This is a genomic window from Pseudomonas sp. NFACC24-1, assembly GCF_900115235.1.
In the GTDB taxonomy this organism is placed as follows: Bacteria; Pseudomonadota; Gammaproteobacteria; order Pseudomonadales; family Pseudomonadaceae; genus Aquipseudomonas; species Aquipseudomonas fluorescens_AA.
The window spans coordinates 19,796-32,325 of sequence record NZ_FOVS01000050.1 but is presented as its reverse complement, the minus strand read 5'-3'; the positions used below and the strand labels follow the sequence as shown (position 1 = coordinate 32,325).

The window sequence follows — 12,530 nt, the reverse complement described above, 5'->3', positions numbered from 1 at the left end:
TTTCTGGGCCTAGACCTGCGTATATCGGACTCAGGGAAAAAGAAGGGACGCCGCTGCCTGTCTAAGCGAGGTGACCCAGAGGCCCGTCGATTGATGCATAACGCCGCGATGTCGGCGAGGCGCACAGCGGCATGGAAGGGTTTTTATGAGGCACTAAGGGCCCGGGGGCTCAGCACAACCGAAGCATTAGTGGCACTGGCCCGCAAGCTTGCCCGAGTGGTATTCGCCCTGCTGAAGAACCAGAGCGAATACTTACCGAAAGGCATTTAGGGGGTAGCCCTGCACCATAGAATCTCCCACACGGAAAAAAGGGCGTCAGGTGCGCAAGGTGCGGGTCATGCGCAGTGCCAGCAGGCTGCCACACACGATCACCCCGGCGAGCAGGTACAACGCCGCGTCGGTCGAACCGGTGGCGTCCTTGACCCAACCCACCAGGTATGGGCTGAGGAAGCCGGCCATCTGCCCCATGGAATTGATCAAGGCCAAGCCACCGGCGGCGGCTCCGGCGCTGAGCAGGGCCGTGGGCACCGGCCAGAACATCGGCAGGCCGGTGAGGGCACCCATGGTGGCGATGGACAGGCCGATGATGGCGATGGCCGGGGTGGTGGCGAAGTTGACGGCGATCAGCAGCCCGACCGCACCCATCAGCATCGGCACCACCAAGTGCCAGCGACGTTCCTTGTGCAGGTCCGCCGAGCGGCCCACCAGCAACATGAACACCGCTGCCAGCAGGTAAGGAATCGCACTCAGCCAGCCAATCACCAGGTTATCGCTGAAACCCAGGTTCTTGATGATCGACGGCAGCCAGAAGTTGATTGCATAAACGCCGCTCTGGATGCAGAAGTACACCAGGCCGAAGGCCCAGATCGCCGGGTTCTTGAACACCGCGAGCAACGAATCGGTGGTGCTTTTTGGCTTGTTGGCCAGGTCTTCGGCATGGTCGGCGGTGAGCACGGCGCGTTCCTGGGCGGTCAGCCATTTGGCGTTGGCGAAGGTGTCGCTGAGCAGGAAGAACGCCAGCGCGCCGAGGATCACCGTCGGAATGCCTTGCAGCAGGAACATCCACTGCCAACCCGCCAGGCCGCCCTGGCCCGCGGCGAAGTGGTTGAGGATCCAGCCGGAAAACGGGCTGCCCAACAGGCCGGACACCGGGATGGCCGACATGAACAACGCCATGATCCGGCCGCGGCGGAACGTCGGAAACCATTGCGAGAGGTACAGCACCACGCCAGGAAAGAACCCGGCTTCAGCGGCGCCGGTAAACAGCCGCAAGGTGTAGAACTGGGTGGGGGTGGTGACGAACAACAGGCAGGTCGACAAGGTACCCCAGGTGATCATCATCAGCGCGATCCAGCGCCGTGGGCCGAATTGGGTCAGGGCCAGGTTACTCGGCACGCCACACAGCACGTAGCCGATGAAGAAGATCCCGGCGCCGAGGCCGTACACGGTTTCGCTGAATTTCAAGGCGTCGAGCATCTGCAGCTTGGCGAAGCCAACGTTGACCCGGTCCAGGTAGTTGAACAGGTAGCAGATGAAAATGAACGGGATCAAGCGCAGGGTGATGCGCTTGTAGACGGTATTTTTTTCGTCGGGGGTAGCCAGGAGGGCTGTTGCGCTCTGGGACATGGCGGGTCTCTCTTTATTATGATTTTGGCGAGCCAAGGGGTAACGTTGACCGCCCCTTGAGTCTCGGCCAGCCCAAGGGCCCATGTCTTTGTGCCTGGGCACAGGGTTTGGAGGCAGACCCTGTGCGCCTGACCAAACCCGTGCCTGAAACAACAATCCACGCCGCCTGCAAGGAACACCGTCCATGTTCGAACTCGATCACGACCTGGCACAGGACATCGTCGACCGGGCGATGGCGATCCTGCCGTACAACGTCAATGTCATGGACAATCAGGGACTGATTCTCGGCAGTGGCGAGCGCGAGCGGGTCAATACCCGCCACGAAGGCGCGCAACTGGTCCTGGCCAATGGCCGGGTGGTGGAAATCGACGAGCACACCGCGATGCACCTCAAGGGCGTGCAGCCGGGGATCAACTTGCCGCTGATGCTCGATCAACGGCTGATCGGCGTCCTGGGCATCACCGGCGAGCCTGCGCAACTGCGTACCTATGCCGAACTGGTGCGCATGACCGCCGAGATGCTGGTGGGCCAGCGCAACCAACAGGCCGAACAGCAATGGCGCCGCCAGCGTTGTGATGACTTGCTGGCGTTGCTGCTGGGGGACGCTGGGGATTCGCCGCGACTGCTGGACGAAGCCCGGCAATTGGGGCTCAAGCCACAATTGTCGCGGGTGCCGTACCTGTTCGAGCTGGGCCTGGAGCATGGACCGGGCCAGACCGTCGAGACATTGAGCGCCTGGCTGATGTCGCGCTATCCGGACAGTTGGTGCCTGACGTCGTCCAAATCTTCCTTGCTCTGGTGCCGGCCGGTGACCGCCTCGGTGGAGAACGAACGGTTGCTGGCCAAGCTCGACGGGTTGGGCTGGAGCATTCTGCGCGTGGCGATGGGCGGCCAGGCCGAAGGGCTCGCGGGCCTGCGTCGTTGCTACCGGCGAGTTGGGGACCTGCTGGCCTACGGGCGCGATGTGTTGCCGCAGTCGCGCCTGCTGACGCTTGCCCGTTATCGCCTGCCGGTGATGCTCTGGCGCCATCGCAGCGACGATGCCCTGGATGAATTGCTGAGCCCTTTGCGCAAGGTCATCGCCAAGGACAGCAACGGCCAATTGCTCGCCACCTTGCGCAGTTGGTGCGAGCACGACGGCCAGAGCCAGGCCTGCGCCGACGCGTTGGGCATCCACCGCAACAGCCTGCGCTACCGCATGGAACGCATCGCCGAACTCAGCGGCGTGGATCCGTTGCGGCTGGATGGGATGCTGGCGCTGTACCTGGGGGTGCAACTGTTGCCCCAGACCGCCGAGATCACCCCATAACCTGTGGGAGCGAGCTTGCTCGCGATGAGGCCGGCAGCTTCAACCTGAATCTTCCTGGAAAACCGGTATTTGTGAAATTGAACAATAATGCCCGGTGTCTTTTGTGCGGCAGACCGGCGTCACGGCTGCGGTCAACTGGCAGCATGCTGTGCATCGGAACCGGAGAATAATATGAAAATAATCATCGCCCCCGACTCGTTCAAGGACAGCCTCAGCGCCCAGGGCGTCGCCGATGCCATCGCCCAGGGGCTGGCCCAGGTCTGGCCGGATGCGCAGTTGATCAAGTGCCCGATGGCCGACGGCGGGGAGGGGACGGTGGAGTCGGTGCTGGCAGCCTGCAACGGTCAGTGGCGCCACACCCGTGTTCGTGGTCCGTTGGGTGTCGTCGTCGAGGCACGCTGGGGCTGGTTGGCCGAGAGCCGCACCGCGATCATCGAGATGGCCGAGGCCAGTGGCTTGCAATTGGTAGCGCCGGGGCAGCGCGATGCCTGTGCCAGCAGCACCTACGGCACCGGCGAGCTGATTCGCGCAGCCCTCGATGAAGGCGTCGAACGGGTGATCCTGGCGATTGGCGGCAGTGCCACCAACGACGCCGGCGCCGGTGCGCTGCAGGCCTTGGGCGTGGCATTGCTGGATGACCAGGGCCAACCCCTTCCTCCCGGCGGACTGGCTTTGGCGAACCTGGCACGCCTCGACCTGAGCGACCTCGACCCACGCCTGGCCCACGTCAGTTTCGAGATCGCCGCCGACGTCGATAACCCGCTGTGCGGACCCCATGGCGCATCCGCCGTCTTCGGTCCGCAGAAGGGCGCCTCGGCCTCTCAAGTGCAGGCACTGGACCGGGCCCTGGGGCATTTCGCCGAACAGTGTGCCCAGGCATTGAACAAGGATGTGCGCGACGAGGCGGGCAGCGGTGCCGCTGGCGGCCTGGGTTTCGCGGCCAAGGCATTCCTGCGGGCGCAGTTTCGGACCGGCGTGGACGTCGTCGCCCAGTTGACCGGGCTGGCCGAGGCGATCAGCGGCGCCGACCTGGTGATCACCGGCGAAGGCCGTTTCGACGCCCAGACCCTGCGCGGCAAGACCCCCTTCGGCGTGGCCCGCATCGCCCGCCAGCAGGGCGTACCGGTGGTGATCATTGCCGGCACGCTGGGGGAGGGTTACCAGGCGCTGTACGAACACGGTATCGACGCCGCCTTTGCCCTGGTCAGCGGGCCGATGACCCTGCAAGAAGCCTGCGCCGACGCCCCGCGCCTGCTGAGCGAGCGCGCCCAGGACATCGCTCGGCTGTGGCGGGTGGCGGCCCGATAACGCCCTCGCCACAAAAGCGCTGGCGCGGAGTGGGATTTGAGATAGGGTTGAGGCTGGATTCCGCGCAACCAGGAGACGTACATGCGCTTTTCAGCCTTGACCCAACGCATCACCGGCGACGGTGCCGCTGCCTGGGATATTCACGACCGGGCGCTGGCCATGCGCGAACAGGGCATGGATGTGTTGTTGCTGTCAGTGGGTGACCCGGATTTCGATACACCGCGGGCCATCGTCGATGCGGCGGTGGGCAGCCTGCGGGCTGGCGACACTCATTATTCGGACATCCGCGGCCTGCACACCCTGCGTTCCAGCATTGCCCGGCGTCACCGCCTGCGCTGCGGCCAAGGCGTAGGCGCCGAACATGTGGTTGTGCTGCCGGGGGCGCAATGCGCGGTGTACGCGGTCGCGCAATGCCTGCTCAACGCAGGCGACGAAGTCATCGTCGCAGAGCCGATGTATGTCACCTACGAAGCGGTGTTCGGTGCCTGCGGGGCAAAAGTGGTGCCGGTGGCGGTCCGCCCGGAGAACGGTTTTCGGGTCGAACCGGCGGACGTTGCCCGTCTTGTGACCCCGCGTACCCGGGCGATGCTGCTCAACAGCCCGAACAACCCGTCCGGCGCCAGCCTGCCGATGTCCACCTGGCAAGCCTTGGCACGGTTGTGCATCGAACATGACCTGTGGCTGATCAGTGACGAGGTCTACAGCGACCTGATCTACGAAGGCGAACACATCAGCCCGGCCAGCCTGCCGGGCATGGCCGAGCGCACCGCGACGATCAACAGCCTATCCAAATCCCACGCCATGACAGGGTGGCGCATCGGCTGGGTCATCGGGCCGCAGGCGCTGGCCGGGCACTTGGCGAACCTGTCGCTGTGCATGCTGTTCGGCTTGCCGGATTTCGTGCAACGCGCCGCCCAGGTCGCGCTGGAGCAGGCTCTGCCTGAGGTGGCGCAGATGCACGAGGAATATCGCCAGCGCCGCGACCTGGTCTGCGCCATGCTCGATGACTGCCCGGGCCTCAAGCCGGTGCGGCCCGATGGCGGCATGTTCGTGATGGTCGACGTGCGCCAGACGGGCCTCGACGCCCAGGCGTTTGCCGAGCGGCTGTTGGACGGGTATGGCGTGTCGGTGCTGGCCGGCGAGGCGTTCGGGCCGAGTGCGGCGGGGCATATTCGGATCGGGTTGGTGGTCGATCAGGTGAAACTGGCGGAGGCGTGTAGGCGGATTGCCTCGTGTGCCGGTCAGTCTTTACAAGTGCGCTGAAGTTTCACAATGCTCAATCGCAGTGTATTCACAAAGAGCTCACGATCCAGAAAAGGGGGAATCCGGTAAAGCTTTGTAGACAGTGTGTGAAATTGTGTAAGGGGTTTGGCTCTGGGTGGGTGAGGGCGTATATCCTTGGCAGCTTGAGGTTTTTCTGCACCTGTTACACCGCAATCGCGAGCAAGCTCGCTCCCACAGTGGTTTTGTGTCGTCCCCAAGACCCTTGTGGGAGCGAGCTTGCTCGCGATAGCGGCATGGCCGGCGCCACAGCACTTTCTGGAAACACCATGCCCAACATCCTCCTGGTGGAAGACGACACCGCACTCTCTGAACTGATCGCCAGTTACCTGGAGCGCAACGGCTATCAGGTCAGTGTCCTCAGCCGTGGCGATCATGTGCGTGAGCGGGCGCGGGTCGATCCGCCGGACCTGGTGATCCTCGACCTGATGTTGCCGGGGTTGGACGGCTTGCAGGTCTGCCGCTTGCTGCGGGCCGACTCGGCGACCTTGCCGATCCTGATGCTCACCGCCCGGGACGACAGCCACGACCAGGTCCTGGGCCTGGAGATGGGCGCTGACGACTACGTCACCAAACCGTGCGAGCCCCGAGTATTGCTGGCGCGGGTGCGCACCTTGTTACGGCGCAGCAGCCTCATCGAGCCGCAGACGGCCAACGACCGCATCCTGGTGGGCAACCTGTGCATCGACCTGTCCGAGCGCACGGTGACCTGGCGCGGGCAGGCGGTGGAATTGTCCAGCGGTGAATACAACCTGCTGGTGGTGCTGGCCCGGCATTCCGGCGAAGTACTGAGCCGCGACCAGATCCTGCAACGCTTGCGGGGTATTGAATTCAACGGCACCGACCGTTCGGTGGACGTGGCGATTTCCAAGTTGCGGCGCAAGTTCGACGACAACGCCGACGAAGCCCGCAAGATCAAGACCGTGTGGGGCAAGGGCTATCTGTTCAGCCGTTCCGAGTGGGAATGCTGAACCGATGTGGAAGCTGCTGATCCGCCTCTACCTGGTCACCATCGTGTCCTACAGCGCGGCGATCTACCTGATGCCGGAACTGGTGGTGCGCCTATTCCATGAGCGTTTCCTGACCTACAACCTCGATTATTCCCGGGGCCTGCAAACCTTGTTGGTCAAGCAGTTCCGCGCTGTGCCCAGCGAACAGTGGCCGACGCTGGCGGCGCAGATGGACAAGGAATTCAACCCGCTGCGCATTGAGCTGGCCGCCATCGGTGACAACGGTTTCAGCGCCGAGGAGCAGGCGCGTCTCAAGCGTGGCGAGAATGTGGTGCGCCTTGGCGAATGGGCCTGGCGAACCCTGGCGGCGGCACCGCTGGATGAGCGCACGGCGGTGAAGATGGTCGTGCCGCCGGACCCGGCCGATGTCAGCTGGTTGTACTGGAGCATCAACGTGTTGATCGGCGCGACGATGCTGGCCTGCCTGTTGCTCTGGCTGCGGCCTCACTGGCGCGACCTGGAACGCCTGCGGCGCACCGCCGAGCGTTTCGGCAAAGGTCATCTGGGGGAGCGTACGCACATTGCCTCCAGTTCGAACATCGGCAGCCTGGCCCATGTGTTCGACACGATGGCGGGGGACATCGAGAACCTGCTCAACCAACAGCGGGATCTGCTCAACGCTGTGTCCCACGAACTGCGCACGCCCCTGACGCGACTCGACTTCGGCCTGGCCCTGGCGCTGTCCGATGATCTGCCGGCACCGAGTCGCGAGCGTCTGCAAGGGCTGGTGGCGCACATTCGCGAGCTGGATGAGTTGGTGCTGGAGCTGCTGTCCTACAGCCGGTTGCAAAACCCGCAGCACTTGCCCGAACGGGTCGAAGTGGCGCTGGACGAATTCATCGACAGCATCCTGGGCAGCGTCGACGAGGACCTGACGGCGCCGGACGTGGTGATTGATGTGTTGTTGCATGGGACGCTGGAGCGTTTTGTGCTGGACCCACGGCTGACCGCACGGGCGTTGCAGAACCTGCTGCGCAATGCCATGCGGTATTGCGAAAAGCACATCCAGATCGGCGTGCTGGTGGGTGATCGAGGCTGTGAGATCTGGGTCGACGACGACGGCATCGGCATTCCCGACAGCGAACGCGAGCGTGTGTTCGAGCCGTTCTACCGTCTGGACCGCAGCCGCGACCGCGCCACGGGCGGCTTCGGCCTCGGCCTGGCCATCAGCCGCCGGGCCCTGGAAGCCCAGGGCGGCACCTTGACGGTGGAAGCCTCTCCCCTGGGTGGCGCGCGCTTCAGACTATGGCTGCCAACACCACCCTGATGCATCCTCGACCCCCGTAGGAGCTTGTAGGAGCTGACGAGTGAAACGAGGCTGCGATCTTGCCCCAGACAATTGAGTCGCAAGCAAAAGATCAAGATCAAGATCAAGATCAAGATCAAAAGATCGCAGCCTTCGGCAGCTCCTACGCAAGGTAGCCCCTTACCCAAACAACCCCGCCGCAATATTGATCGAAAACCCCAGGATCGCCGTATTGAACACAAACCCGATCAACGACTGCGCCAATACGATCTTGCGCAGTTGCCGGGTGGCGACCCCCACGTCGGACGTCTGCACCGCGACCCCGATGGTGAAAGAGAAATACAGGAAATCCCAATAGTTGGGCGTGGTCAGCCCTTCGGCAAAGCGCAGTGCCGGCTCCTTGCCCTCCCAGGTGTAATACAGCCGTGCGTAGTGAACGCTGAAAATCACCCCGATCAGCAACCATGAGCCGATCACGGTCATTGCCGTGAAGCCGTAATGCAACAGCTTGCCAGCGGCTTGCAGGTCGCGGCTGCCGGCCAGCTCGAAGGTGATGGTCGCCAGGCTGGCCAATGCCGCGACGCAGACCGTCAGCAGCACCACCCCGGCATTTTCATCTTCGATTTCGGCGATGCGCTTCACATCGGGCGCCTTGGCCCGCACGGTCAGCCAGAACATCAGCACCAGGTAGGTCCAGACCCCGGCATTCCAGCCGATCAGGATCTTGCTGATGATCGAGTCCACGGGAACCAGGATACCCACCGCCAGGCCAAGGACCGTGGCGCTGGAAAGACGCGGATGGGTACGGGCGAGGAAGGGCATGGAGGCTCACTGTCCGGAAAAGAGGCGCCTAGTATGAGCCATCAAGCGAAGGGGCGACTGTCTATCGCGCTGGATTCGATCAACTGCACGCCCGCTTCCTGTATCCGCCGAATCGCCGCCTCCATCGAGCCCTCCCTGTCGATGTCCGGGTTGCAGCCTTTGCGAATGACCAGCTTGGCATGGTAGCTGAACGGCCCGGGGCCCGTGTGTAGACTGACTCACCGCTATCGCGAGCAAGCTCGCTCCCACACTGGATCTCCAGTGAATCTAAAACCTGCGCCCGGCCCAAATCCCACTGTGGGAGCGAGCTTGCTCGCGATGACGGCGGCCCATTCAACATTGATGCAAGCTGACCCACCGCTTTCGCGAGCAAGCCCGCTCCCACATTGGAGCTGCGGTGAACACATGATGGATGGCTTGCAGAAAAATCCCCCTGCTCGGGGTCGTGTCTTTCGTCGAAAATATTTCAGGTTTGATGGCTTTTTGACATTTGGTTCGTGCGTCCCTGTCACGATTCAGTACAATCGCCGACCTCCAACCGGGCATGGAAGCAGTACGGCTCTTCTGTTACGAGAAAAAACCATGCTCATCGGCAGTTATTCCCCCGCCCTCGTTTCGATTTCCTTGTTTGTTGCCGTGCTGGCTTCCTACACCGCCCTGGATCTGGCCGGGCGTATCGCCACCGCCCAGGGGCGTGCCGCGCATTTTTGGATGACCGGGGGCGCGCTGGCGATGGGGGTGGGCATCTGGTCCATGCACTTCATCGGCATGCTGGCGTTCACCTTGCCGGTTGAGCTTGGCTACGATGTCCCGATCACCGCGCTGTCACTGCTGACCGCCATTCTTTCCAGCGGTTTTGCCCTGTGGCTGGTCAGCCAACCGCGATTGCCGGCGTGGCAGTTGGCCTTCGGAGCGCTGATCATGGGCGCCGGGATCAGCGCCATGCATTACACCGGCATGGCCGCGCTGCGGATGCAGCCGGGCATCGATTATGACCCGACGCTGTTCGGGGCTTCGCTGGTGATAGCTGTCGGCGCCTCGGCGGCGGCACTGTGGATTGCCTTTCGCCTGCGCCAGAACAGCCCCCACGTGCGTCTGGCTCGTGCGGGCGCCGCGGTGGTCATGGGCATCGCCATCGTCGGCATGCACTATACCGGCATGGCCGGGGCGCGATTCAGCGAGGGCAGCTTTTGTGGTTCTCTGGACGGCTTGAGCGGCAAGGGCCTGGACAATCTGGTGTTGATCACCACCCTGGCGGTGCTGGCCATTGCCTTGCTGACCTCGATTCTCGACGCACGCCTGGAAGCCCGCACCGCCGAGCTGGCCCAGTCCCTGACCCGGGCCAACCGGGAACTGACCCAGTTGGCCCTGCACGACCCCCTCACCGGGCTGCCCAACCGTGTGTTGTTGGCCGACCGGATCGACCAGGCCATGCATCGGGTGCAAGAGCAGGGCGGCTGCTTCGCCTTGATGTTCATCGACCTCGATGGTTTCAAGCCGGTCAACGATGCCTTTGGTCACCACATGGGCGATTTGTTGCTACGGGACGTGGCTCTGCGCCTGCGCGAAGACCTGCGCAGCCAGGACACCCTGGCGCGGATCGGTGGTGATGAGTTCGTGCTGCTGGTGCAACTGGCCGAGCCCGACGATGCCCTGCGACTGGCGGCACGCCAGGTCGGCTTGATCGGGCGCACGTTCCGGGTGTCTGAACATGACTTGCAGATCTCCGCCAGCGTCGGCATCGCCCTTTACCCTGGCAACGGCCAGAGCGCCGAAGAGCTGCTGATGAATGCCGACGCGGCGATGTACCACGCCAAGGGCGCCGGCAAAAATGGCTACAGTTTTTTCGACGCCTCTATGAACAGTAACGCTCGCAAGCAATTGCAACTGCTGCAAGACTTGCGCATGGCCGTCGAACAGCGGCAGTTCAGCCTGCATTACCAGCCCAAGTTCGACGCGGCCAATGGTCGTCCGGTCGGGGCCGAAGCCTTGTTGCGCTGGACCCATCCGACCCAAGGCATGCTGATGCCCGACACATTCATCGACCTGGCGGAAAAGACCGGGTTGATCATTCCCATCGGCGAATGGGTGTTGAACGAAGCCTGTCGGCAGATGCGCGAATGGTACGTGCTCGGTTATACCGACTGGCGCATCGCGGTGAACCTCTCGGCCTTGCAGTTCTGTCACACCGGTCTGGTGCAGAGCGTGGCCAAGGCCTTGGAAACGCATAAGCTGCCCGCCAACAGCCTGACCCTGGAAATCACCGAAACCACCGCCATGAGCGATGCGGACGCGAGCATGACGGTGTTGCAACTGCTCTCGGACATGGGCGTGGATTTGTCCATCGACGACTTTGGCACCGGCTATTCGAGCCTGATGTACCTCAAGCGCCTGCCGGCCAACGAGCTGAAGATCGATCGTGGCTTCGTGCGGGACCTGGAGCACGACAGCGATGACGCGGCCATCGTCTCGGCCATCGTCGCCCTCGGCCAGGCCCTGGGCCTACGGATCGTCGCCGAAGGCGTGGAGACCGACGTGCAACAAGACTTCCTGACCCAGCTGGGCTGCGATTCGCTGCAGGGCTATCTGTTGGGCCATCCGCTGCCGGCCGAGCGTTTTCTGCAGAACATCCGCCAGGCGAAAACCGTGGCGATAGCCTGACCCTCTCAGGAGACGATATCGAACGCCGTGCTGCCCAGCCGCTCGCCGTTGACCAACAGGTGCACGGCATGCCGGCCCGCGTAGTGTTTGCGGGTGGTCAGCTCGCGAATATGTTGCGAACGGCTGAGGTTGACGCGACCCTGGGCGGGCAAGTCGAAGGTCTTGAGTTTGAAGACCTTGGCCGAGGTGCCGCCCGAGGCTTTCACGTAGTCGACGGCATAGTCGATCACCAGGCGCTGGCTCTGCCCGAGGGTTGATTGCACCGTGAAGGACAGTGTGACCTGTTCTCCCAAGCGGATCACCGCCGGCGTCACCTGCAAATCCAGCACTTGGACCTGCGCCTTGCCGCCGGCACCGATGACCCCCAGTGCCCTGGGGTTGCCTTGTTTGATCAAGCTACGCAGCGCATGCCGGGCGATCCACGCGGTGCGGCGGTCTTGCAATGGCCAGCCTTCGATCTGGTCCAGCACCCAGTCGGGATGCTGTTTGGTGACGTCGTTGAGGTGGTTGGCCACGGATTTGCGCACATAAAGGCTGTCGTCGGCCTTGAGCGTGTCGAGGATCGCGGCGGCCAGGTCGGGGTTGGCCTGGATTGGCTCCAAGTGAAACGACCACGGCAGGCGCGGCCGGCTGCCTTCGCTGGCCAGGCGGCGCACGTGCTCGTTGGCGTCCAGTGCCCAGTCGTGCATGACCTTGAGGGTACGTTCCAGGTCGTCCCGCAAGAAGTGCCGCACGGCGAACTCCGACGAGCCGAACCGGGTGAAATACTGGAGCGCGTCCAACGACACGTCGAAGTGATTGCGACCGTAAGACGCCACGTAGTGCGGCAGGAACATGCTGACAAACATGCTGTTCAGGCGCGGGGCCAGGGCCCGCAGCACTTCCAGCGATGCCTCGTAATCGAGAGGCAGCACTGCGTGCAGGCACTCACTGACCCGGGCCATGCGCTGCATCACCGACAACTCGGCCAGCCCGTCGTTGGCCATGTTCAGGAACGCCTTGGTGTCGAAGGCCGGATACACCGCGCGCATTTCGCTGGCGATGTGTTCCAGGCGGGCGTTGTTGAAGATTTCCTTGAGGGCAGGGGAGGCAGTGGTCGAAGTCGTCATGGCAGGGTCCGTCGTGCAGGGCTTGTCACTATATCCTGTGGCGAGGGCGCTTGCTCCCGCTCGGCTGCGTTGTAGGAGCTGCCGAAGGCTGCGATCTTTTGATCTTTCGCTTGGGATTCAAGTGTCTTGGGGAAGATCGCAGCCTCGTTGCACTCGAC

General features: G+C 63.2%; 10 protein-coding genes. 7 read left to right on the top strand and 3 right to left on the bottom strand.

Annotation, left to right across the window (positions count from 1 at the left end; translation table 11 throughout):
- Nucleotides 1–270: transposase (locus BM317_RS28280; protein WP_139218369.1), on the top strand; the 270-nt coding region annotated here is incomplete at its 5' end.
- A gap of 45 nt (nucleotides 271–315) precedes the next feature.
- On the opposite strand, the gene BM317_RS28275 is transcribed toward BM317_RS28280, so the two are convergent.
- The gene (locus tag BM317_RS28275; RefSeq protein ID WP_092477065.1) at nucleotides 316–1,626 is read right to left on the bottom strand and encodes an MFS transporter; all 1,311 of its coding nucleotides are present in this window, start codon (nucleotides 1,624–1,626) and stop codon (nucleotides 316–318) included.
- A 184-nt stretch (nucleotides 1,627–1,810) separates the two neighbouring features.
- Between BM317_RS28275 and BM317_RS28270 the strand changes: the two genes are divergently transcribed.
- The 5 genes from BM317_RS28270 (at nucleotide 1,811) to BM317_RS28250 (ending at nucleotide 7,801) form a co-directional block, all read left to right on the top strand.
- Complete coding sequence (locus BM317_RS28270) at nucleotides 1,811–2,935, top strand: sugar diacid recognition domain-containing protein (RefSeq protein ID WP_092172011.1); 1,125 nt, start codon at nucleotides 1,811–1,813, stop codon at nucleotides 2,933–2,935.
- 171 nt (nucleotides 2,936–3,106) lie between these two features.
- Nucleotides 3,107–4,243: a glycerate kinase gene (locus BM317_RS28265; RefSeq protein ID WP_092172006.1), complete on the top strand. Its 1,137-nt coding sequence runs from the start codon at nucleotides 3,107–3,109 to the stop codon at nucleotides 4,241–4,243.
- An 81-nt stretch (nucleotides 4,244–4,324) separates the two neighbouring features.
- Nucleotides 4,325–5,506, top strand: a complete 1,182-nt coding sequence (locus tag BM317_RS28260; RefSeq protein WP_092172002.1) for a pyridoxal phosphate-dependent aminotransferase — start codon at nucleotides 4,325–4,327, stop codon at nucleotides 5,504–5,506.
- A gap of 287 nt (nucleotides 5,507–5,793) precedes the next feature.
- Complete coding sequence (locus tag BM317_RS28255) at nucleotides 5,794–6,495, top strand: response regulator (protein WP_060741688.1); 702 nt, start codon at nucleotides 5,794–5,796, stop codon at nucleotides 6,493–6,495.
- A gap of 4 nt (nucleotides 6,496–6,499) precedes the next feature.
- Nucleotides 6,500–7,801, top strand: a complete 1,302-nt coding sequence (locus tag BM317_RS28250) for an ATP-binding protein (RefSeq protein ID WP_092477063.1) — start codon at nucleotides 6,500–6,502, stop codon at nucleotides 7,799–7,801.
- 159 nt (nucleotides 7,802–7,960) lie between these two features.
- Here BM317_RS28250 and BM317_RS28245 read toward each other — a convergent pair whose 3' ends face one another.
- Nucleotides 7,961–8,602, bottom strand: coding sequence for a DUF1345 domain-containing protein (locus BM317_RS28245; RefSeq protein ID WP_092171993.1), 642 nt, complete (start codon nucleotides 8,600–8,602; stop codon nucleotides 7,961–7,963).
- A 582-nt stretch (nucleotides 8,603–9,184) separates the two neighbouring features.
- Here BM317_RS28245 and BM317_RS28235 point away from each other — a divergent pair.
- The gene (locus tag BM317_RS28235) at nucleotides 9,185–11,263 is read left to right on the top strand and encodes a putative bifunctional diguanylate cyclase/phosphodiesterase (RefSeq protein WP_092171986.1); all 2,079 of its coding nucleotides are present in this window, start codon (nucleotides 9,185–9,187) and stop codon (nucleotides 11,261–11,263) included.
- Nucleotides 11,264–11,268: 5 nt separating this feature from the next.
- On the opposite strand, the gene BM317_RS28230 is transcribed toward BM317_RS28235, so the two are convergent.
- Nucleotides 11,269–12,372 carry a DNA alkylation repair protein gene (locus BM317_RS28230; RefSeq protein ID WP_092477061.1) on the bottom strand — a complete coding sequence of 368 codons (1,104 nt, stop codon included), beginning with the start codon at nucleotides 12,370–12,372 and terminating at the stop codon, nucleotides 11,269–11,271.
- Nucleotides 12,373–12,530 lie beyond the last annotated feature (158 nt).